The 22,097-nt window shown below is 45.8% G+C and carries 16 protein-coding genes and 3 pseudogenes; 10 read left to right on the top strand and 9 right to left on the bottom strand.

Annotated elements, in window-relative coordinates:
* Nucleotides 1–9: 9 nt before the first annotated feature.
* The 3 genes from SU60_RS17795 to SU60_RS17805 all read right to left on the bottom strand — a co-directional run bounded on the left by SU60_RS17795 (nt 10) and on the right by SU60_RS17805 (nt 1,974).
* Complete coding sequence (locus tag SU60_RS17795; protein WP_041156708.1) at nt 10–768, bottom strand: HvfC/BufC N-terminal domain-containing protein; 759 nt, start codon at nt 766–768, stop codon at nt 10–12.
* The gene (gene bufB / locus SU60_RS17800; RefSeq protein WP_041156709.1) at nt 765–1,637 is read right to left on the bottom strand and encodes an MNIO family bufferin maturase; all 873 of its coding nucleotides are present in this window, start codon (nt 1,635–1,637) and stop codon (nt 765–767) included. Before bufB ends, SU60_RS17795 begins: the two co-directional genes overlap by 4 nt.
* A 76-nt stretch (nt 1,638–1,713) precedes the next feature.
* The gene (locus tag SU60_RS17805) at nt 1,714–1,974 is read right to left on the bottom strand and encodes a BufA1 family periplasmic bufferin-type metallophore (protein WP_041156710.1); all 261 of its coding nucleotides are present in this window, start codon (nt 1,972–1,974) and stop codon (nt 1,714–1,716) included.
* Between the two features lie 280 nt (nt 1,975–2,254).
* Between SU60_RS17805 and uvrD the strand changes: the two are divergent.
* A pseudogene (uvrD, locus tag SU60_RS17810) lies at nt 2,255–4,428 on the top strand (DNA helicase II).
* A 714-nt stretch (nt 4,429–5,142) separates the two neighbouring features.
* Here the strand turns inward: uvrD and ggt are convergent.
* The 4 genes from ggt to rarD all read right to left on the bottom strand — a co-directional run bounded on the left by ggt (nt 5,143) and on the right by rarD (nt 9,557).
* Nucleotides 5,143–6,909 (bottom strand): gamma-glutamyltransferase, encoded by a 1,767-nt coding sequence (gene ggt, locus SU60_RS17815; RefSeq protein WP_041156711.1) that lies wholly within the window; start codon nt 6,907–6,909, stop codon nt 5,143–5,145.
* 111 nt (nt 6,910–7,020) lie between these two features.
* Entirely contained in the window at nt 7,021–7,680 is a 660-nt protein-coding gene (locus SU60_RS17820) for a LysE family translocator (protein ID WP_041156712.1), read from the bottom strand.
* Between the two features lie 91 nt (nt 7,681–7,771).
* Nucleotides 7,772–8,569, bottom strand: coding sequence for an AraC family transcriptional regulator (locus SU60_RS17825; RefSeq protein WP_041156713.1), 798 nt, complete (start codon nt 8,567–8,569; stop codon nt 7,772–7,774).
* Nucleotides 8,570–8,642: 73 nt separating this feature from the next.
* Nucleotides 8,643–9,557 carry an EamA family transporter RarD gene (rarD, locus tag SU60_RS17830; RefSeq protein ID WP_041156714.1) on the bottom strand — a complete coding sequence of 305 codons (915 nt, stop codon included), beginning with the start codon at nt 9,555–9,557 and terminating at the stop codon, nt 8,643–8,645.
* Between the two features lie 189 nt (nt 9,558–9,746).
* Between rarD and recQ the strand changes: the two are divergent.
* The 3 genes and pseudogenes from recQ to SU60_RS17845 all read left to right on the top strand — a co-directional run bounded on the left by recQ (nt 9,747) and on the right by SU60_RS17845 (nt 12,837).
* Nucleotides 9,747–11,581: pseudogene (gene recQ / locus SU60_RS17835) on the top strand (ATP-dependent DNA helicase RecQ).
* Nucleotides 11,582–11,591: 10 nt separating this feature from the next.
* The gene (locus tag SU60_RS17840; protein ID WP_041156715.1) at nt 11,592–11,897 is read left to right on the top strand and encodes a DUF3630 family protein; all 306 of its coding nucleotides are present in this window, start codon (nt 11,592–11,594) and stop codon (nt 11,895–11,897) included.
* A gap of 271 nt (nt 11,898–12,168) precedes the next feature.
* A complete protein-coding gene (locus SU60_RS17845; protein ID WP_041156716.1) occupies nt 12,169–12,837 on the top strand; it encodes a 7-cyano-7-deazaguanine/7-aminomethyl-7-deazaguanine transporter in 669 nt (222 codons plus the stop codon).
* A 218-nt stretch (nt 12,838–13,055) separates the two neighbouring features.
* Here the strand turns inward: SU60_RS17845 and gppA are convergent, their stop codons facing one another.
* Together gppA and rhlB are read right to left on the bottom strand one after the other, a co-directional pair.
* Nucleotides 13,056–14,549 (bottom strand): guanosine-5'-triphosphate,3'-diphosphate diphosphatase, encoded by a 1,494-nt coding sequence (gppA, locus tag SU60_RS17850; RefSeq protein ID WP_041156717.1) that lies wholly within the window; start codon nt 14,547–14,549, stop codon nt 13,056–13,058.
* 19 nt (nt 14,550–14,568) lie between these two features.
* Nucleotides 14,569–15,882: an ATP-dependent RNA helicase RhlB gene (rhlB, locus tag SU60_RS17855; protein WP_041156718.1), complete on the bottom strand. Its 1,314-nt coding sequence runs from the start codon at nt 15,880–15,882 to the stop codon at nt 14,569–14,571.
* A 111-nt stretch (nt 15,883–15,993) separates the two neighbouring features.
* On the opposite strand from rhlB, the gene trxA reads away from it, so the two are divergent.
* The 6 genes and pseudogenes from trxA (at nt 15,994) to fre (ending at nt 21,806) form a co-directional block, all read left to right on the top strand.
* Nucleotides 15,994–16,320 (top strand): thioredoxin TrxA, encoded by a 327-nt coding sequence (gene trxA / locus SU60_RS17860; protein WP_041156719.1) that lies wholly within the window; start codon nt 15,994–15,996, stop codon nt 16,318–16,320.
* Between the two features lie 196 nt (nt 16,321–16,516).
* Nucleotides 16,517–17,776: a transcription termination factor Rho gene (rho, locus tag SU60_RS17865; protein ID WP_041156720.1), complete on the top strand. Its 1,260-nt coding sequence runs from the start codon at nt 16,517–16,519 to the stop codon at nt 17,774–17,776.
* Nucleotides 17,777–17,883: 107 nt separating this feature from the next.
* Nucleotides 17,884–18,876, top strand: coding sequence for a hypothetical protein (locus SU60_RS17870; RefSeq protein ID WP_041156721.1), 993 nt, complete (start codon nt 17,884–17,886; stop codon nt 18,874–18,876).
* Between the two features lie 92 nt (nt 18,877–18,968).
* A pseudogene (gene ubiD / locus SU60_RS17875) lies at nt 18,969–20,812 on the top strand (4-hydroxy-3-polyprenylbenzoate decarboxylase).
* Nucleotides 20,809–21,078 (top strand): 2Fe-2S iron-sulfur cluster-binding protein, encoded by a 270-nt coding sequence (locus SU60_RS17880; protein ID WP_041156722.1) that lies wholly within the window; start codon nt 20,809–20,811, stop codon nt 21,076–21,078. Before ubiD ends, SU60_RS17880 begins: the two are co-directional and overlap by 4 nt.
* 14 nt (nt 21,079–21,092) lie before the next feature.
* Nucleotides 21,093–21,806, top strand: coding sequence for an NAD(P)H-flavin reductase (fre, locus tag SU60_RS17885; protein ID WP_041156723.1), 714 nt, complete (start codon nt 21,093–21,095; stop codon nt 21,804–21,806).
* The last annotated feature ends 291 nt before the right edge of the window (nt 21,807–22,097 follow it).

Genomic DNA, 22,097 nt, shown 5'->3' on the forward strand with positions numbered 1-22,097 from the left:
ACGCACTCCTTACTGTCCTTTTAGCGTATATCCGCTTATTAAGTCGAGAGTGAAAATATGATTGAGTTGAGCGAATAAAGCTTGTGGGATTTCACTCAAACTGAGTTCTTTTTCTAACGCACGCAGTAACTGGAATGCGTCAGGATTCAGGGCATGGCATGTCACGTCACCATTACTTTGAGTCGCAATCACGCCTTGTTGCAATTGATTGATATTGAGCTGTTCAAAATCTTGTCGCTGAATTGCATGAAAGAGATCAATCACCGCGTAGTTAGAGTCAAAGTGGCGGCTTCCGGTGCGTAAGTGAAATACAAGGTGAGGTTGCTGTTCTTCAGTCACATTAGTCAGTGCAGACAGAGGCATAAGATTTAGGGGGGCGATTTGCTCACCATATACTTGTCGAGCTAAGTCCATACTCCATTCAAACCGAGCGACTTCAGGTATATAGGGCGCATGAGTCATTACTTGGCTGAACTGCATAATAGTATCTTGAAAGCCCGCACCATAATGCACGACATTGCCTTCTTCTAGCGGATGAGAAAGAACGTGTTGACGAGCGATTTGCGAGAAGCACTCTTCTCCAACTAGCGCGTTAATCATCGGATAGGTTGCGGCTAATATTTCACTTAAGCTGATGACAAAGTTGTTGCGGTAAATCTGCATCCGTTTGTCAGCAGTAAACTTGTCGCTCATGATATCGCATTCTTCACCGAGTGCCTGATAGTGAAGGGCTTTAGCAAATTGATTCTGTAAGGTCGCGAGATTCATGACGCTTTCCTTTTGTTTTTTTGCCCGAGCGAATTGTCATTTCTAAGCAATAACGAGGACGCTTTTTCTGCTTCGCCAAGTAATATTTCTGGCGCTGGAATATCTAAATCCCATTCAATTAATGTATGTCGAGGTCCATGTTTTCGTATCCAATTGGCGAACAGTTGCCATACCTCATCACTGACTGGACGACTGTGAGTATCAATCCAAATTTCGCCTTGATCTAACTGTTTGATGGTAAAACCTGCCAAATGAATTTCGTCGACTTTATCGGCCGGAATCGCATCTAAGTATGTACCGCAATCAAAACCGTGATTAAAGGCGGAGACATACACGTTATTTAAGTCGAGCAATAAACGGCAGTCAGTGCGCTTTTGTACCTCGGTAAGAAACTCCCATTCGCTGATGGTTGAATGGTGAAATTTCACATAGCTAGAAGGGTTCTCAATTAAGATTTCACGTTGTAGATGTTCTTGGACTTCGAGCACATTACGAGTGAAGACTTGCAATGCCTCTTCCGTGTAGGGTAATGGAAGCAGGTCATTGAAGTAATGGCCACCATTTTCACTCCAGCTTAAATGATCAGAGACGAAGATGGGATCAATCGCATTGATGAGCGCGTTCAGTTGAGTTAAGTGTTTGGTGTTCACACGAGCTATCGAACCCAACGATAAACCAATCCCGTGACAGCTGATTTGGTATTGCTCTCGCAAGATGTGCAGGTGTCGGCGCTCGGCTGTATTGGGTTGAAAATAGTTCTCGCTGTGAATTTCTAACCAAGACAGATCAGGTTTGTGTTGGCTGAAGTAGTTTAGGTGAGGGGATCGTAATCCTACGCCTGAAAGAGAGTGATAAGTCTGATGTTTCACGTGAAACTCCTTACTCGAGTGGCGAAACGAGCAGGGGGGTGGTACAGCGTACCCCCTTGCAAGCAAAGCAATGAAGTTACGACCCCATGGTATTGCCACCCACCAATTTGTCACACAATCCTTTAGGAACGACAACAAAGGCATCTTTTTGGTTGTCTTCTTTAGAGGTGCCCGCGCAAGAGCTGTTTTTAGTTGCACAGTCATTCTTACCGGCTTTTGCCACGCCATAACACTTTTCTTTCTCTGAGGCGACAGCAGGTGCTGCAGTCAGCATGGTGCCACCAAGAGCGATAAGACCAGTAACAGCGGCAGTAACTGCAAGGTTCGACTTTTTCATAATAATTTCCTCTGAGTGATTTCCTTTTACTTTCGTCAGGCAAGTCGATTTGCCGTTTGGCGTACAACCTTTATCCACTTGCTTAAACTAAAAGATAGAGATGAGGCAGAAAAACTTTCATGAAAATAGTCGTAGCAAATGAAATTTTATTGGTTAACCTTGCCAACTATTTGAATAAAAGATTAAAAAACAGCGAATTTTTTTATCAAGTTTTGTCTAAACAGCACCCGGTTGTTTAGGTTATAATCGGTTTTTATGTATAAATAACCAGTAGCTCATCATGATGGATCCATCTCTATTACTCGACGGCTTGAACGATAAACAGCGTGAAGCCGTCGCAGCACCTCTAGAAAACTTGCTCGTCCTTGCTGGTGCAGGGAGTGGTAAGACTCGCGTTCTTGTTCACCGTATCGCTTGGCTCATGTCAGTTGAACAAGCTTCTCCTTTCTCGATCATGTCGGTCACTTTCACCAATAAAGCGGCAGCAGAAATGCGCGGTCGTATTGAAGAGTTGATGATGGGCAGTGCGTCTGGCATGTGGAATGGTACTTTCCACGGAATTTGCCATCGTATTTTGCGCGCGCACTATCTTGATGCCAAGCTACCGGAAGACTTCCAAATTATAGACAGCGATGATCAACAGCGTTTGTTAAAGCGTTTAATCAAAGCACAAAACTTAGATGAAAAGCAGTGGCCTGCACGTCAAGTTTCGTGGTGGATTAATGGTAAGAAGGACGAAGGTTTGCGCCCATCGCACATCGACGCTTATCACGACCCAGTGACTAAAACTTACCTTCAGCTATACACCGCTTACCAAGAAGCGTGTGATCGCGCTGGTTTGGTGGATTTCGCGGAAATTTTGCTGCGCGCGCATGAGCTACTGCGTGACAATAAGTTTGTTCGTGAACATTACCAAGCGCGTTTTAAGCATATTTTGGTCGACGAATTTCAAGATACCAACAACATTCAATATGCTTGGCTACGGATGATGGCAGGTCCTGAGTGTCATGTAATGATTGTTGGTGATGATGACCAATCCATTTATGGCTGGCGCGGTGCAAAAGTAGAAAACATCGAGAAATTTACACTCGAGTTTCCTAGTGTTAATACCATCCGTCTTGAGCAAAACTATCGTTCAACTAAAACGATTTTGGAAGCGTCGAACACCCTGATATCCAACAACACGGAGCGCATGGGGAAAGAGCTTTGGACCGATGGTGCAGAAGGTGAGCCGATTTCGGTTTACAGTGCGTACAACGAATTAGACGAAGCCCGCTTTGCTGTGAATAAAATCAAAGAGTGGCAAGATAACGGTGGAGCATTGAATGATAGTGCGATGCTTTACCGTAATAACGCCCAATCTCGTGTTCTAGAAGAAGCGCTGATTCAGGCCGGTCTTCCATACCGTATTTATGGTGGGATGCGATTCTTCGAACGTCAGGAAATTCGAGATGCACTGAGCTACATGCGTTTGATTGCCAATCGCAATGACGATGCAGCATTTGAACGTGTGGTAAATACGCCAACTCGCGGTATGGGTGATAAGACTTTAGAGACCATTCGTCGTGCAGCTCGTGATCGTGGTTGCACCATGTGGGAAGCTAGCGTAGCCATGCTAGAAGAGCAGGTGCTTGCTGGTCGCGCTGCAGGTGCGCTGAGTCGTTTTATTGAACTCATCACGGCTTTGGAAGACGACACACTAGATAAACCATTGCATGAGCAGACCGACCACGTAATAAAATACTCTGGCTTGTTTGCCATGTACGAACAAGAGAAGGGTGAAAAGTCTAAGGCTCGTATAGAAAACTTAGAGGAATTGGTCACCGCCACTCGCCAGTTTGAGAAACCAGAAGAAGCGGAAGAAATGTCTCTGCTGACGGCATTTTTAACCCATGCAGCTCTAGAGGCTGGTGAAGGGCAGGCCGATGAGTTTGAAGACGCTGTTCAACTAATGACGCTACACAGTGCGAAAGGGTTGGAATTCCCATTAGTGTTTATGGTCGGTGTGGAAGAGGGCATGTTCCCAAGTCAGATGTCTGCCGAAGAAGCGGGGCGTTTAGAAGAAGAGCGACGCTTATGTTATGTCGGTATGACCCGAGCGATGCAGAAACTCTACATCACGTATGCTGAAATGCGTCGTTTATACGGTCAAGATAAATACCACAAGCCGTCACGCTTTATTCGCGAGTTACCAGAAACTTGCTTAGATGAAGTGCGCATGAAGCACAAGTCAGCCGTCCTTCAAGCAGTGGCCGTTTTAGCCAGACTGCGGTGAAAGAAAACTTCAATGAGACAGGGTTTTCGCTAGGCTCGCGCGTGATGCACCCGAAATTTGGTGAAGGGACGATCATCAACTTTGAAGGCAGTGGCCCACAAAGCCGGGTACAGATTGCTTTTAACGGTGAAGGCATCAAATGGTTAGTGACCGCTTACGCAAAACTTGAGAAGCTTTAAGCTATTCACATAAAATCTCAAAAGAGCTACCTAGGTGGCTCTTTTTTATGTCAGCTATTAGAACATTCAGAACATTCAGAACATTCAGAACATTCAGGCAAAGAAAAACCCCGAGGCTTGCGCCCATCGGGGTTATAGTCTTACTCGCAGCAATCCAGCTACTAAAAGTGCTCCATGCATCGAATCCATGATAGTGTGCTGATTCCTTCAGCGTATTCCTTCCGTCGCCTTCCTAGCGGTGTCCTTGACCTTATCCTGGTCTGCTAACAATCCTCGTTAGCTCTCATCACTTGTTCCCTGAGCGGTGTCCATTACATCATCCTGATGTTCAGTCCTTGCCTCGTCCAGAGGTGTCCATTTCCCGTCCTTAGTAGCAACCATCCTAGTCACTATTGATTCCGTTCAATGTCCAGTTTTGCATTCCATGCCCGACTATTCATCCTGAATAACCGTTTCTTCTTCCTGAAGTCTACCAAATCCTTGGTAATTCCTGTTCCGTGTCAGCATCCTTCCGACAGGTTTAATATTACGTATTTCGCGCACCTGGACAACGGAGAAAGCGCACATTTTTCTTATTGTGATATGTTCAATAAAGCCTCATGTTCTTATTATTCAATAGGTTAAATGGGTTTCATGGCTATTTTACTCGTCGAAAAGCGTGTTTTACCCAACCCTTTGTGCGAGATCTCGCACAAAGAAGCGGGCTAAAGGCTATTATTTTCCGATAGCGATACCTTCTCGACGTGGATCTGCCGCACCTTCTAAGCCATCAGGAGTGATTCGGATAGCATGCAAGCCGGAGTTCAAGTCGCGTATTTCGGTGGTAAAGCCCATCTTTTCCATCTCCGGTTGTAAGTTGATTGCGGAGGTTCCTTTTTCAATGTCCAAGGTGCCAAATCGGTTTAACAGTCTTGGTTGATTGATCGCTTGTTGAATGTTCATATCCCACTGAGTGTGAGCAATGATAGTTTGAGCAACGTACCCGATAATTCGACTGCCACCCGGAGAACCTATCGCCATGTATGGCTTTTTGTCTTTCATCATAATCGTCGGTGCCATCGAAGATCGTGGCCGCTTACCTGGCTCTAAACGGTTTGCGATTGGAGTACCGTTAATATGAGTGCGAAAAGAAAAATCGGTCAGTTCGTTATTAAGCAAGAAACCACGTACCATTAAACGCGAGCCAAACGCATTCTCTATGGTGGTCGTCATGGAGACCACATTACCCTGTTTATCGACGATATTGAAATGGCTGGTGGAAGGAAGCTCAATGGACTCGTCCATACTTAAATTCATTGCGTGTGACCACGGAGGGTTACCTGCTTCAACTTTGTTTAGTGCTTTGCCGACTTGGATGAGCTTAGCTCGCTGTTTGAGATAGTCCTTATCGAGCAAGCCTTCTGTTGGCATTGGTACGTAATCCTGGTCTGCCATGTATTTACCACGGTCAGCAAACGCTAGAAGAGATGCATCGGCGAGTACTTGCCAAGACTTAATGCTGTTAGCGCCCCAGCCTTTAAGATCGTACTGTTCAGTGAGCGCCAAAATTTGGCCAATAGTGAGCGCGCCGGAACTCGGCGGCCCCATACCGCAAATATCATAGCTTTGGTATGCCGCGCAAACCGGATCACGTTGTTTGATTTGGTAGGTGTCAAAATCGGGTTGGGCTAATACGCCCGGGTTTCCCGGCGCGGTTTGTACCGTCTCGATAATGTCCTTGGCGATATCCCCATGGTAGAAGGCTTGGGCGCCTTGCTTGGCAATGGCACTCAGTGTTTGTGCGTACTCAGGGTTTTTTAATAACGTACCTTCGCTTTTTGGCGAACCATCTGAGTTAAAGAAGTAGGCTTTGGTGGCTGGAAAGCGCGATAAACGCTCGGCGTCTGTTTCTATCAAACTTGCTAGGCGAGGGCTGACTTTGAAACCTTGCTCCGCCTGCGTGATAATAGGTTGGATGATTTTTTTCCAATCCAGTTTGCCGTATTTTTGGTGAGTGTCCCACAGCAGCTTGACGGTGCCGGGCGTTGCAACAGAGCGTCCACCCACCACGGCGTCGTAGAACTGCAGTGGCTGACTATTTTCGTCTAGAAACAGTGTTGGCGTCGCGGCGAGGGGCGCGGTTTCACGTCCGTCATAAGTCGTCAGCTTTTGCGTTTCATCGTTCCAATACACTAAAAACGCACCGCCACCAATACCAGATGATTGGGGTTCAACTAAGCCAAGCATCAGTTGTACCGTGACCATGGCATCTATGGCATTACCGCCTTGAGCAAGCACGTTTGCACCCGCTTGAGTGGCAAGTGGGTTCGCGGCAGTCACCATGTAATCTTTTGCTTTGACTATCTGCTTCTGTTCAATGCCGGTACTGTGCTCTGGTGCGACAGAGTCCGCAGCTTGGTTCGCGCGGACTTGCCCGGTTAAAATGAAAGGGGAAGTAAGAAAAAGACCCGAGAGTACTAGTCGGTTGAACGTCCATCGCATGATGGCTCTCCATGTTGCCAATCTGATTTATTCAGCTTGGCAGCCATGGAACTGGTCGTCGAGTTTCCTATTTTAGAAATGTCGAGTGTGCGACGCTTTTAAATCAGAGAGTTATCCGATAAATGTACGGATGGTTTGCACTAAAATACTGCCACCGACCAGCGTAAAGACTACGCCACATAAACCGTCTATATAGATACCGGCTTGCTGCAACCGTGTTTGTAAGCGCTGCGTTGATAACATCCACGCGAGGCTGGAGAACCAGAACAGCGACAGACCAAATAGAATCACGAGGGCAATGCTTTTGCCTGTCACCGACATGTCTGCAGGCACAAGGCTCGACATTAAGCTAACGAAAAACACCAAGGCTTTTGGGTTGAGAATATTAGTTGCGAAACCTTTGGTAAAAGCTTGGCGTTTATTGCTGATCACGAGATGGTTTGCTTTGCTCGGTTGATCAGAAAGAGGGTTTTTGATCATGGAGATCACACTTCGTAGGGCGCCGATACCTAAATAGAGCAGATAGCTACCGCCAAGTAATTGCAAGACGGAATAGAGCACCGGATGTTGGTGAACTAAAAAGCTGACACCCGTTAGACTGAATAGGGAGTGCAGTAAGATACCAACCGACAACCCTAGTGCGATATACAATCCGGTTTGGCGGCCATGGCGTGTCGCATTCTGCACGACCAGAGCAAAATCAGGACCTGGACTCATCAACGCAATAAAGTGGATACTGGCAAGCGTTAATAGGATGGTAGATTCATTCATAACACATCTCAAAACAAAGCGAAGAGCAACATTGTCACGCTATATCGCGGAGAATGCTTGTAAAATATTGGCAGCATTGTATCAAATGGTTTTATCGGGCCACTTGCGATGGTGATATACCATAAGTTTGCTTAAATGCTTTACTGAAATGCGCTTGATCGTAAAAGCCGACTTGATGTGCGACTTGAGTTCCACACTGACCTGCTTGAAGTAGCTTCATTCCTTTTTCTAACCGCAAACGAGCAAACCAAGCGTACGGCGTCATGCCAGTTTGGGCTTTAAAATGTCGCTGAAACTGAGTTGGGCTCAGTTGGCAGAGTTCAGAGAGTGCATTCAAGCGAACCGACTTATCAAGGTTAGCCATCAAGTACTCTTTTAAGGTGTTAAGTGATTGGTTGCCAAGCGGTAGGACTTTCTGTCTGTCTAGGGATCCATAGCGATCAATTAGTGAGTTAAATCCCTCAAATGGCAGGCAATCTTTGGTCAACTGACTGAGGTTTTTGCTGCGCAGGTAGAGGTGCAAGTTGCTAAGTTGTAAAAATATCTGCGGATCCGAGATGATCAGTGCATTAAAGCTGATTATTTGACCGTTTTGTTTAAGATCTGCCAGATCACTGAGCATGCTTGGTTCGATCGAAAATACATTCACTTCATACCCATCAGCACGCCGTGATTGACCGTCATGCAGTTCATCAGGCGGCATAATGACAATCTGTCCGTGTCCGACTTGATGATGGCTGCCTTGGTGATGGAATTTCTGTTCACCATGGGTGATTAAGCCAAGGTGAAAATCAAGATGATAGTGCTTTTGAAAAGCAAAACTCTGATATTTCGCCTCGATCAGGCTCAACTGGTCATGGGCTGTAGAATAGTATTGAATCTGTTCCATTACATACAAAAAAGCTTGGTCATAATATAACCAAGCTTATCTATCAATATCGTTGCTGTCTTGTAAAAAACGATCACTGTGGCTGAATTGCCCGACGAGAACGACGATTGCTGCGCAGTCCATCGATACTGAATACGACTAACGCACCCCAAATAAAAGCGAAGGTGATGGCTTTATCCATAGTGAACGCTTCTCCGTACATCAGTACGGCAAGCAAAAACATTAAACTTGGACCGATGTATTGGAAAAAACCTAAAGTAGATAATTTGAGCCTTGTTGCCGCACCAGTAAAGCAGAGTAGAGGTAACGTTGTAATCACACCAGCAGCAATAAGAAGTGTATTGAGAGAAGCGGCATTATTCATCATGTTTGATGTGGCGGTATCAGCGAAAAACAACAAGTAAACCAACGCTGCCGGCAAAAGAAGGAGCGTTTCGACAAAGAGCCCGGTTTGTGCATCCACGGCCACTTTTTTGCGTAGCAGCCCGTAAAATCCAAAGCTCATCGCAAGTGCCATCGCAACAATCGGTACCGAACCAAAGACGATTAATTGCACTAATACCCCGCAACCCGCCAGCACCACAGCGAACCACTGGAGTTTGCGTAGTCTCTCTCCGAGAAATACCATCCCAAGCAAAATATTAATCAGTGGGTTGATGAAATAGCCAAGACTCGCATCAAGCATATGGTTGGTGTTGACTGCCCAAATAAAAATCAGCCAGTTAGCACCAATGAGGACAGAGCTTGATAGCAGATATGCCATTTTACTTTTGCTGCTTGCAATGTCATAGACGGCACGCCACCTTCGGCCAAAATGAAGTAGAGCAGCAAGCAAAAAGAAAGACCAAATCACTCGGTGGCTGAGAATTTCAAACGCAGAGACCTGGGCAATCGATTTAAAGTACATAGGGGCAATACCCCACATAGTGTAGGCCGCAATCGCAAGCAGAACGCCTTGTCGTGCGCGCAGTTGTTCTTCTGATGTCATGAAGTGCCAATTATTTGTGTATTTATAGACGAGAAACTGAGTATACGAGTCGTCCCGAGAAACGCCTAACAATTTGCGGTTTTATTCACCATCAAACCCCATTACAATGTGCCCTCGTTTTGTGTGCCAAGAGGCGTTGACTTCGCGGCACGGAAAAGCATTTCTTGACCATCCAACCTGAGATTATTCATGACCTCGACTCTGTTAGCTGAACCATCAGACTTACCTGCAACACCTCAAAAAGTATTACAGGACGTGTTTGGGTATCAGTCTTTTCGTGATGGCCAGCAACAAGTCATTGATGCTGCGGTAGAGGGGCAGGATAGTTTAGTTATTATGCCGACTGGTGGCGGTAAATCACTTTGTTATCAGATTCCTGCTTTAGTAAAGCCTGGTATTACCTTAGTAATTTCGCCACTGATTTCACTGATGAAAGACCAAGTTGATCAGCTCAAAGCCAATGGTGTAGCGGCGGAATGTGTCAACTCGACCATGAGCGAGAAGCGCTGCTCAGCGTGTATAACCGGATGCATAATGGTCAGTTGAAGCTGATTTATGTCTCGCCTGAACGAGTATTAATGCGCGATTTTATCGAGCGCTTAGAACATCTTTCTTTATCGATGATTGCCGTAGATGAAGCGCATTGTATTTCGCAATGGGGCCACGATTTCCGTCCCGAATACGCCGCGTTAGGTCAACTAAAGCAGCACTTTTCACACGTTCCATTTATGGCGCTAACCGCGACCGCGGACGATGCGACTCGTCGAGATATCTTACAGCGATTGAATTTAACGGAACCGCAGGTTTATCTGGGGAGCTTTGATCGCCCTAATATTCGTTACAACTTAGTTGAAAAGCATAAGCCCGTTTCGCAAATCATCCGCTATTTAGAAACCCAGAGAGGGAACTGCGGGATTATCTATTGTGGTAGTCGTAAGAAAGTAGAAATGGTGACAGAGAAGCTGTGTAACAATGGTATTCGTGCCGCGGGTTACCATGCTGGAATGGAGACTGATGAGCGAGCGTATGTTCAAGAAGCATTTCAACGTGATGATATTCAAATCGTTGTTGCTACGGTAGCCTTTGGTATGGGGATTAACAAACCAAACGTGCGTTTTGTCGTGCATTTTGATATTCCCCGTAACATCGAGTCCTACTATCAGGAAACGGGGCGTGCCGGGCGAGATGGTTTACCAGCAGAAGCGATGATGCTTTACGATCCGGCTGATATTAGTTGGTTACGTCGTATGTTGGACGAGAAAGACGATGGCCCGCAAAAACAAGTCGAAAGCCATAAACTCAATGCGATGAGTGCGTTTGCCGAAGCGCAGACCTGCCGTCGCCAAGTATTGTTAAACTATTTTGGTGAATATCGTGAAAAACCTTGTGGGAACTGCGATGTTTGTCTTGACCCACCTAAACTGTTTGATGCGACGCAACAAGCTCGCAAAGCCTTATCCTGTGTTTACCGTGTTAATCAGAGCTTTGGTATGAATTACGTTGTTGAAGTGTTGCGGGGAATGCAAAATATTCGCGTCCGTGAACATGGGCACGATAAACTTTCTACCTATGGAATCGGGCGTGAGAATAGTCATGACTATTGGGTGAGCATTTTCCGTCAGCTGATTCACAAAGGTCTGTTGTTTCAAAATATCACCCGTAATTCAACGTTGCAGTTGACTGAAGAAGCGCGCCCGTTGCTGCGCGGAGACGTGTCACTCGAACTGGCGGTACCCCGGCTCGATACCACTGCTCGCGCGGCGAAAACAGATAAACTCACTAGCAAAAACTATGATAAAAAGTTGTTTGCTAAGTTACGTAAATTGCGTAAGTCGATTGCCGATGAAGATGGGTTACCACCGTACGTGGTTTTCAGTGACGCGACGCTTATTGATATGGCAGATATATTGCCAACGTCATACGGTGAGATGTTAGCCGTTAGTGGCGTGGGGCAGCGAAAGCTAGAAAAGTATGCCGATCCGTTTCTTGATTTGATTCAAGAACATATTACTCACCACGGTTAAGAGACTGACTATGCAAAAGGAATTTGGCTTAGCGGAATATTTCGCTGACGAAGGGCGTTTAGTTATTACTGCCCCAAGCTTTGATTTAGATACATTTCCTGCGCTGGGAGAGCGCTTGGTTGGATTGTTATCTGCTGTTGTTATTGACAAGCAATGGGATGCGGATATCCATTCTTGGCTCATCGATTTTGAAGGCTGTCGTTTGTTTATGAAGGCTGAACATTATAGTGAAGCGATTTGGTTTGAAGCGCTAACGATAGAAGAGAGCAGGGAAGAGCTTGATTATCTAGCCGGGTTGTTTCAACGTGGTTTCTGATCTGAAAAGAGCGTAGTAGGAAGGTGTTTCACATGAAACACCTTTTTTGTTTGTGTCTTAAAAGCCGCTGTTTTTAAGTGAAGTATAAGAATAAACGTTTGCGTAAAAACCTCTACTTGCTAGTCAAAGTGGTTAATGTATAATCGCCCACCGCTTTGCTCAATACAGAGTGAAGACATTTTTTCATTTAACATTGTTGGTAAGAGTGGCTTTTAAATAGCGCACTCGATTTGGGTTCCCTCGCCCCCAAACCAAACTAAAAAGGTATCGCATGAGTAACTTTACCCCTGCGCAGCAGCGCAACGCCCTTATCTATCTGGTTTTATTTCATCTTGTCATTATTGCATCCAGCAATTATCTGGTTCAGCTGCCGTTTACTGTTTTTGGCTTCCATACCACTTGGGGCGCATTTACGTTTCCATTTATTTTCTTGGCAACCGATCTGACGGTACGTATTTTTGGTGCACCGCTCGCGCGTAAAATCATTTTTTTGGTGATGTTACCTGCGTTGATCGTCTCGTATTTTCTTTCAGTGGTCTTTTTTGAAGGTCAGTTCCAAGGCCTTAGCCATTTGAGTGAATTTAATCTGTTTGTTGCCCGCATCGCGATAGCAAGCTTTATGGCTTATCTGCTCGGCCAAATTTTGGATGTGCATGTCTTTAACCGCCTACGCCAAATGAAGCAGTGGTGGGTAGCTCCGACTTGTTCGACACTATTCGGTAATGCATTAGATACGATTGCCTTCTTTGGTATTGCGTTTTACCAGAGTCCGGATCCATTTATGGCTGAGCACTGGACTGAAATCGCGCTGGTGGACTATGGCTTCAAGCTTGTTATTAGCCTTGGCCTGTTTGTTCCGATGTACGGTGTACTGCTGAACTATCTGATCAAGAAACTCACTGCAGTGAATCCTGACTTTAAAGTCACGACCACAGTGTAGTGCTCTCAGTTTGTTTCGATGTTGGAAAGCCGCTTGTTTTTGACAAGCGGCTTTTTGTTACATGTGAATGAGGCGTTCAGCTCGTAGAGCATTTGGATCATGGGTATCCCAAAGGGCTTAGATCTGCACTTCAAAAAATAACAGGCAATAAAAAAGGCTCCAAAGGAGCCTTTATCTATCGATATGTAATGTTTAAGTGGTAAAGAAACCGTAAACGGTTAGCGCGCTGAAATCGTTAACGGCCAGCCAATATCAGTTTGGCGATTCGATTCAATTTCCAGCTCTGCTGCTGTCAGCGGATTCGCCTCTAACCATTTGGCATCGATACTTAATGTCAGGTTGTCACCCTCTGCGGAAAGCTCGATCTGCGGTTCTAAGCTTGGATTGCGGCGGTGGGTTAGTAAGACCGCAAGGCGTAATAAACGCAGGACACGTTTTGCACTGCTGCCCGATAGAGCATGTTGCTCAGGAAGAGACGTCAGTTGTTCACGGTAACGACGTGCCACTTCGCCGATAAAGAACTTCTGTGCTCGCGTATAACCGGGCAAGTCTAGGTTTTGCAGCAGATAAGCACTGTGTTCACCACCTTTTTTGAAGTCAATGGTTAAGCCTATTTCATGCAATTTGGCGGCTGTGGTAAGTAAGATTTTACCTTGAGGCTCAGAAATCCATGTTTCACCGCCAGCTTGTTTAAGAAGCTGGCTAGCAAGTTGACTCACCTGATCCCCATATTGGCAATCCAGTTGATAACGACTCTGAATACTGCTAATGGTGCGTGAGCGGATATCACTTTGACGCAGTTCATCGACCATCTCGTAAACCAGACCTTCACGTAGCGCTCCTCCTGCCAAGGTCATTGCCTCAATTTCGAGTAATTCAAATACCGCAATCAGAATAGATAAGCCGCTTGGGAAAACAAGCGCACGTTCGAGTGTTAAACCTTCTATGTCTAGCTCTTCTAAATGATCAGCGAGCATCGCTTGCTTTTGTAAGCGTTTAAGCTTGGAGTGAGTAATTACTTCGTCCATACCTTGCGCCAGCATGATCTCTTGTAATGCTTGAACGGTACCAGACGCACCAACGCAAACATCCCAACCCAAGTCGGTATACTGCTCTAATATCGGCTTGATGGTCTGCTTTGCGCCTTCAATCGCAGCGTCGAAATTGCGGGCATTCAGTTGTCTATCTTTAAAGAAATTTTCCAGCCAAGTGACACAGCCCATCTTTAAGCTGGTCAATGCTTTGGCCTCAAACCCTTCACCGATGATCAGTTCAGTACTTGCGCCACCAATATCGACGACTAAGCGACGACCGCTACCGCCAGATGTATGCGCTACACCCTTGTAAATCGTGGCGGCTTCTTCTTCACCCGAAATGACGTCAATCGGCTGACTGAGAATTTCACGCGCTTTGTCTAAAAAAACTTCCACATTCGTTGCCGTGCGCAATGTTGCGGTACCGACGATACGAATGTTCTGTTTCGGAATATCTTGCAAGCGTTCCGCAAATAGACTTAAGCAGTCCCATCCTCGCTGCATCGCTTCCATACTAAGAGAGTTATGTTCATCTAAGCCCGCGGCTAAACGAACTTTGCGCTTAATTTTAGCCATAGTTTGAACGCTGCCATCGATATGACGCACAACGAGCATATGAAAACTGTTCGACCCGAGGTCGATGGCAGCGTATAGCGGTGATGATCCTGCTTGACTCATAAACGACTTCAGTTTCCCTTTAAGATTGCTTAGGTGCCGATTGGCGTGGCTGACGAGGGCGACGTCCTTGCGGCTTACGATTACCGGAACGTGTACCACCCGTATTCGTCCGGCGCTGTTGATTGCGTGGCGCGCGCATGCGGACTGGTGCTGGCAGATCTCGTATCAACGCAGAAGCATCGTATTCAGACATCGGAATGGTATGTTCGATGTATTCTTCAATTGCAGGTAGGTTAATCGCGTATTCTTCGCACGCAAAACTGATTGAGTGACCGCTCGCACCTGCACGGCCTGTACGACCAATGCGGTGAACATAATCTTCGCAATCGTCAGGTAAATCATAGTTGAACACGTGTGTTACTTGAGGAATGTGTAAACCACGCGCGGCTACATCGGTCGCGACTAGGATGTCCACATCACCTTTAGTGAACTGCTCGAGAATTTTTTCACGCTTTTTCTGCGGTACATCACCAGTAAGTAGGCCAACACGGTGACCATCTGCAGCGAGATGCCCCCAAACTGATTCACATTTGTGCTTGGTATTAGCAAAAATAATTGCGCGATCTGGCCAATCTTCCTCAATGAGGGTCTGAAGTAAGGCCATTTTATCTTCGTTTGATGGGTAGAACAGTTCTTCCTGAATGCGGTGACCAGTTTTTTGCGCTGGTTCTACCACAACATGCTCTGGGTTGTGCATATGTTCAAAGGCCAGTTCTTGAACGCGATATGATAGCGTGGCTGAAAATAGCATATTGAGACGCTCTTGTGGCGCAGGCATGCGGCGGAACAAGAAGCGAATGTCTTTAATAAAGCCTAAATCAAACATGCGGTCTGCTTCGTCCAATACAACCACTTGAATGTTGTTTAGGTTGAATACGCGCTGTTTATAGAAATCAATAATACGCCCGGTGGTCCCGATTAAGATATCGACGCCGCTTTGTAGTTTATTGAGTTGCTTATCGTAGCTCTCGCCACCGTATGCCAATGCGGCTTTTAGGCCAGTACTGGCAATAAGCGACTCTGCATCATTAAAGATTTGTATGGCTAGCTCACGCGTTGGCGCCATGATGATGGCTCGCGGTTGCGTGGGTTGGCGCCCTTCGTGTTCTGGTGTCGTTAACAAGTGATTGAATGTAGCAGTAAGAAACGCGAGGGTTTTACCAGTGCCCGTTTGGGCCTGGCCTGCAATGTCTTGGCCGGTGAGCAGTACCGGCAGCGCCAAGGCTTGGATAGGGGTACAAAATTCGAACCCTTTTTTGTCCAATCCATCAATAACTTGGGGCTTTAATCCCAAATCGGCGAACTTTTGCTCTGTGATATGCGTCTTTTTCATCGCTATAGAATATCAGCTAAAGCTTGCAATACGAAAGTAAATACATTCCAATAGGGCATCTAATTACTGGTTATCATCCAACCAGTTTCGAAAAACACATTGGAGTGGAAGATGAGTGATAAGATTTTGCAGCTAACTGATGACGGTTTTGAAAACGATGTGATCAATGCTGCAGGCCCTGTTTTAGTTGATTTTTGGGCAGAGTGGTGTGGTCCTTGTAAGATGATTGCGCCTATTCTTGATGAAATCGCTGAAGAGTACGAAGGCAAGCTCACTATCGGTAAACTAAACATCGATCATAACGCAGGCACTCCGCCTAAGTTTGGTATTCGCGGTATTCCAACGTTACTGTTGTTTAAAGACGGCGGTGTAGCGGCAACGAAAGTTGGTGCTCTGTCTAAAACTCAGCTGAAAGAGTTTTTGGACGCAAATTTATAATCACCATGTGATTAAAAACAAAACCGTGCAGATTAACAATGCACGGTTTTGTTTTTCTAACTCTGGACTAGAATATTAATTAGTGCTAAGTTATCGCGCGTTAATTGAACAAATTTCTCTTCTTGGTCGATCCTGAGACCAAATCCATCTTAACTAGAAAACAGATCTTATTTTGACTAAACAAGAATCCACTACCATGAACCTTACCGAACTGAAGAACAGACCTGTGTCTGACCTTGTAAAACTGGGCGAGAGCTTAGGATTAGAGAACCTAGCTCGCTTAAGAAAACAAGACATTATCTTCGCGATTTTGAAAGCGCACGCCAAAGGCGGCGAAGACATCTTTGGCGATGGGGTTCTGGAAATTCTGCAAGACGGTTTTGGTTTCCTACGCAGTGCAGATAGTTCATACCTCGCTGGTCCGGACGACATCTACGTATCACCAAGTCAGATTCGTCGTTTTAACTTGCGCACAGGTGACTCAATTGCGGGTAAAATTCGTCCACCAAAAGATGGTGAACGCTACTTTGCCCTTTTAAAAGTCAACACAGTCAATGCTGATAAGCCTGACAACGCTCGTAACAAGATTCTTTTTGAGAACTTAACACCATTACATGCTAACGAGCGTATGGTGATGGAGCGTGGCAACGGTTCAACAGAAGACATCACAGCGCGTGTATTAGACTTAGCATCGCCAATTGGTAAAGGCCAGCGTGGTTTGATTGTTGCTCCGCCAAAAGCAGGTAAAACCATGCTTTTGCAAAACATCGCGCAAAGTATCGCTTACAACCATCCTGAGTGTGAACTGATGGTACTTCTGATTGACGAACGTCCGGAAGAAGTGACCGAGATGCAGCGTCTAGTGAAAGGTGAAGTCATTGCTTCTACCTTTGATGAGCCAGCATCACGTCACGTTCAAGTCGCTGAAATGGTCATTGAGAAAGCAAAACGCTTGGTTGAGCATAAGAAAGACGTCGTTATCCTTCTAGATTCTATCACTCGTTTGGCGCGTGCTTACAACACCGTTGTTCCTTCATCAGGTAAAGTGTTGACTGGTGGTGTGGACGCAAACGCACTGCATCGTCCTAAGCGTTTCTTTGGTGCTGCTCGTAACGTCGAAGAAGGTGGTAGCTTGACTATCATTGCAACCGCTTTGGTTGATACTGGTTCTAAGATGGATGAGGTTATTTACGAAGAGTTCAAGGGTACCGGTAACATGGAACTTCACTTGAACCGTAAGATTGCAGAGAAACGTGTTTTCCCTGCCATTGACTTCAATCGCAGCGGTACTCGTCGTGAAGAGTTGTTGACTAAAACGGACGAGCTACAAAAAATGTGGATTCTACGTAAGATTGTCCACCCAATGGGTGAGACCGACGCAATGGAGTTCCTCATTGATAAACTGGCAATGACCAAGACCAACGACGAATTCTTTGACGCGATGCGTCGTCAGTAATTACGAACATCTTATTTATAAAACAGCCACCGCAAAACGGTGGCTTTTTTATTGCTTTCTGCAAATAGAAGCATCAGAATGTAAGTAATTGTTATCGGGAGGTTAACATGCAACAAGGAATGTTGTCGTCTTTACTCCTGAGTGTGTCACTTATGGCGATACCAATGACACTATCTGCTAAGGAAATGCAGGAGTCGGTGGTAGAGCAGTGGCTTCAGGATGCCCCAATTCAGGCCAAAACGTCTGAACTGTTCGACTATGCTATTAGAGACAAAGTCGATTCACTGGAATTTGCCCTCGACCGCCTCGCACTGCCTCAGCAAGAGGTTGTGCGCTTTCGCTTGCTCGAAAAAATTGAAAAGCAGGACGTGGTTCTTACACCACGAATGGCGCTTTTTATAGAGTCACAGATTCGTATGATCCCGACCTATCAAGTCTTAGAGCGAGGCGATGGGTACGAGTTCAGTGTTCCTGCGTTTAATTATCCTGCCGTTGCAAGTCGTTTACTCAAGCGCTGGAAACAAGGCCAAAGTACCTTAGACTTCGTGCTGCAAGCGGAGCGTCAGGAACTCGATCTTCAACAATGGTTATCCGGTACGACACAACACAGTAAGTCCCAAGAGGCACTGCTTCTTCAGGAATTAGATAATTTGTCTCCTAGTGCACTACAAGCATTGACGGTGCAGTTAACTCAAGCTGATATCACAAGCTGGCTGCCATCAACCGCTGTGATAGCGCGTTTGGCCGAAGTCAGTCGAGATAAAGAAGTCTATGATTTGCTGTGGCGGATGAAAGCCGATTACAACAGCCTGATAGAAATAGAGCGCTTGGCCGCGGTCGGTGATGCGTTTTCCTTGCAGCAATTGATGAACTCAACGGTCAATCCGACTCTCAAGCCATCAGCTATTAGTCTTCTGACTAAATCCAACCCGCTCACTCCTGAAGTGAAGCAGTTCTTAATTGACAAGATGGCCCTGTCAGAAGAAGCGACTCTAGTTGCAAGAGAACTGGCTCTGCAAGGTCACCAAAACTGGCTCGAAGATCTTATTTCGAACAATCATCAAGTCAAAGCCAGTCAGATTGAGCAAGTATTGAAGTAATATCACCCATAAATCCACAATAAATAGGAGGATCTTACAGTCCTTCTATTTGTTATACTGCGGAGAGTTTAATCAGCCAGTCATGAAGGCCTATGAGTTTTAAGGATTTACGTGAGTTTATCAACTATCTAGAGCAGAACGGTAAACTCAAACGCATTACTCACCCTGTCGATCCCGCCTATGAGATGACAGAAATTAGCGACCGCGTACTGCGCGCAGGCGGTCCTGCATTGTTGTTTGAAAACCCCATTGGATATGATGTTCCGGTACTCACCAATCTCTTTGGTACGGCGGAGCGAGTCGCGATTGGTATGGGGAGACAAGATGTAAAAGAGCTACGAGAAGTAGGGAAACTACTGGCGTACCTAAAAGAGCCAGAGCCACCTAAAGGCTTTAAAGATGCGATTGAAAAGTTACCAGTATTCAAACAGGTGTTGAACATGCCAGCTAAACGTCTGCGTAAAGCCCCGTGTCAGGATACCGTTTGGCAGGGCGATGATGTCGATTTGGATAAGATTCCCGTAATGAGTTGCTGGCCGGAAGATGTTGCACCGCTTTTAACTTGGGGCTTAACAGTCACCAAGGGGCCAAATAAAAAGCGCCAAAACCTTGGTATTTATCGTCAGCAAAAAATTGCGAAGAATAAAATCATCATGCGTTGGCTTGCTCATCGAGGTGGAGCGCTTGATTTACGCGATTGGATGGAAGCAAACCCTGGTCAACCATTCCCCATATCAGTCGCTTTTGGCGCAGACCCCGCTACCATTCTTGGTGCGGTTACGCCCGTGCCTGATACATTGTCCGAATATGCGTTTGCGGGTTTACTCCGCGGCAGCAAAACCGAAGTCGTCAAATCCATCAGCAATGACCTAGAGGTTCCCGCGAGTGCCGAGATTGTCCTAGAAGGCTACATTGACCCAAATGAATTTGCGGAAGAAGGACCATACGGTGACCATACTGGTTACTACAATGAGAAAGAACTGCACCGCGTCTTCACTATTACACATATTACCATGCGCAAAGACCCTATTTACCACAGCACCTATACCGGACGACCGCCGGATGAGCCTGCGGTATTAGGCGTTGCCCTGAATGAAGTCTTCGTTCCTATTTTACAAAAACAGTTCCCTGAAATTGAAGACTTCTATCTGCCTCCTGAAGGCTGTTCTTATCGAATGGCTGTGGTGACAATGAAGAAGCAATACCCGGGACATGCCAAGCGTGTCATGATGGGAGTGTGGTCTTTCTTACGTCAGTTCATGTACACCAAATATGTCATTGTTTGTGATGAGTCTGTTAATGCACGTGATTGGAATGATGTGGTTAAAGCCATGACTGAGCATATGGATCCAGTGCGTGATACGTTAATGATAGATAATACGCCGATTGACTCATTGGATTTTGCTTCTCCGGTGGCGGGACTAGGTTCCAAAATGGGATTGGATGCAACGATAAAGTGGGAAGCGGAACTGGCAACTCGACCACAAGCGCGTGAGCGAGAAAGCAAGAGCTTACGCAAGTTGAGTTGGAAGAGCTTAAAGCCCAATGTCCGGATATTGTTGATATTTACTTACCGCCTACTGCCAAGCAGCAGTTTGTTGTGGCCACTATGAAGAAAGAGTGGGCGGGACAATCGCAAGCTTTGCTAAAACACCTTGGGGAGTTTTTCGAGCTCCGTACGCATGTCAAATTCATCATCCTGTGTGATGACGACGTCAATGCTCAAGATTGGCACGATATTATTTGGGCAGTGACAACGCGTATGGATCCCGATAGAGACACGATTCAAGTGCGTGGAACTGCAACGAGACTAGAACTCGATGCCACCAATAAATTTGAAACTGAAGTGACCCGTGAGTGGGGCACGCCAATTAAAAAAGATCCTAAACTTGTGGCGAAAGTCGATGAGATTTGGGATCAGTTAGGTATGCTATGAGCCATCAAGTCCAGCTTCTTCCTATGAAAATTACATTCCAGGTCGAAGAGGGAGAGACAGTGTTGGAAGCTGCGCTCAACAATAATATTCGCTTCCCGCACCGTTGTCGCGTAGGCGCTTGTGCTATGTGTATGTGTAAAAAGTTATCAGGCAAGGTGAGTTACCACCTTGACCCTATGCTAACCGATAAAGAGCAACAGCAAGGGTGGATATTTCCTTGCCAAGCCTATACAGAAAGTAATTTAGTGCTTACTTTTGAAGAGTAAGTGAGAGGAACACCATGACCATCCAATGTAAAGTAAAGTCTATTCAGCCGTTAGCTTGTAATACTTACCGAATTCTACTTCACCCGGAATCACTCGTAGCGTTTAAAGCTGGCCAATACCTGATGGTAGTAATGGGAGAAAAAGATAAGCGCCCATTTTCTATTGCCAGTAGCCCTTGCCGACATGAAGGTGAACTGGAGCTGCACATTGGCGCTGCTGAACACAACGCTTACGCGATAGAAGTTGTCGAAGCAATGAAATCTGCACTAGCAACCAATGGTGATATTGAGATAGATGCACCACACGGTGACGCTTGGGTTCAAGAAGATAGTGAGCGTCCTTTATTGCTTATCGCTGGTGGCACAGGGTTCAGTTATGTTCGATCAATCTTAGACCACTGTGTTGCGCAAAACAAAACCAATCCTATCTACTTGTATTGGGGAGCTCGTGATGAAAGCCAGTTATATGCAAAAAACGAGCTTGTCGCGATCTCAGAGAAATACTCTAATGTTCACTTCATTCCAGTAGTGGAAGAAGCCCCAGTTGATTGGCAGGGGAAGGTGGGTAATGTACTTGAAGCGGTCAGTGACGATTTTGTAAGCCTCGATAGTTACGATATTTACATCGCAGGTCGATTTGAAATGGCTGGCGCAGCGAGAGAACAGTTTACTCAGAATAAGCGGGCGAAAAGGGAACGTATGTTCGCGGATGCGTATGCTTTCATTTAAGTACAGTTTTTAAAGTCAAAAAAGAGGGTTTTTTACCCTCTTTTTTTTGCTTTTGATGGAAAAAGCACCGAACGATCAATTTTTCTGTTTTTTTTCTAAAAAGGGCTTGCGCTGCAATCGTAACTCCCTATAATGCGCATCCACCGACACGGCAGACGCTATAAGGCTTTGCAAGGTTGGAAGAGGAAAAAGCTTCTACGAAAATAAGTTGAAAAAAAAGTGTTTGACACTCTCAATGAAATCGCTAGAATGCACCTCCGCTTTGAAAGAAAAGATTCTCGAAAAGCAAGC

It is taken from the genome of Vibrio mytili (genome assembly GCF_000830505.1).
In the GTDB taxonomy this organism is placed as follows: Bacteria; Pseudomonadota; Gammaproteobacteria; order Enterobacterales; family Vibrionaceae; genus Vibrio; species Vibrio mytili.

Excerpts from the sequence above, each read along its gene's own strand:
- rho (WP_041156720.1), top strand. The coding sequence starts at position 16,517 with ATGAACCTTACCGAACTGAAGAACAGACCTGTGTCTGACCTTGTAAAA.
- SU60_RS17840 (WP_041156715.1), top strand. The coding sequence starts at position 11,592 with ATGCAAAAGGAATTTGGCTTAGCGGAATATTTCGCTGACGAAGGGCGT.
- SU60_RS17825 (WP_041156713.1), bottom strand. The coding sequence starts at position 8,569 with ATGGAACAGATTCAATACTATTCTACAGCCCATGACCAGTTGAGCCTG.
- SU60_RS17880 (WP_041156722.1), top strand. The coding sequence starts at position 20,809 with ATGAGCCATCAAGTCCAGCTTCTTCCTATGAAAATTACATTCCAGGTC.
- ggt (WP_041156711.1), bottom strand. The coding sequence starts at position 6,909 with ATGCGATGGACGTTCAACCGACTAGTACTCTCGGGTCTTTTTCTTACT.
- SU60_RS17845 (WP_041156716.1), top strand. The coding sequence starts at position 12,169 with ATGAGTAACTTTACCCCTGCGCAGCAGCGCAACGCCCTTATCTATCTG.
- rhlB (WP_041156718.1), bottom strand. The coding sequence starts at position 15,882 with ATGAAAAAGACGCATATCACAGAGCAAAAGTTCGCCGATTTGGGATTA.
- trxA (WP_041156719.1), top strand. The coding sequence starts at position 15,994 with ATGAGTGATAAGATTTTGCAGCTAACTGATGACGGTTTTGAAAACGAT.
- fre (WP_041156723.1), top strand. The coding sequence starts at position 21,093 with ATGACCATCCAATGTAAAGTAAAGTCTATTCAGCCGTTAGCTTGTAAT.
- SU60_RS17805 (WP_041156710.1), bottom strand. The coding sequence starts at position 1,974 with ATGAAAAAGTCGAACCTTGCAGTTACTGCCGCTGTTACTGGTCTTATC.
- SU60_RS17820 (WP_041156712.1), bottom strand. The coding sequence starts at position 7,680 with ATGAATGAATCTACCATCCTATTAACGCTTGCCAGTATCCACTTTATT.
- SU60_RS17795 (WP_041156708.1), bottom strand. The coding sequence starts at position 768 with ATGAATCTCGCGACCTTACAGAATCAATTTGCTAAAGCCCTTCACTAT.
- SU60_RS17870 (WP_041156721.1), top strand. The coding sequence starts at position 17,884 with ATGCAACAAGGAATGTTGTCGTCTTTACTCCTGAGTGTGTCACTTATG.
- rarD (WP_041156714.1), bottom strand. The coding sequence starts at position 9,557 with ATGACATCAGAAGAACAACTGCGCGCACGACAAGGCGTTCTGCTTGCG.
- gppA (WP_041156717.1), bottom strand. The coding sequence starts at position 14,549 with ATGAGTCAAGCAGGATCATCACCGCTATACGCTGCCATCGACCTCGGG.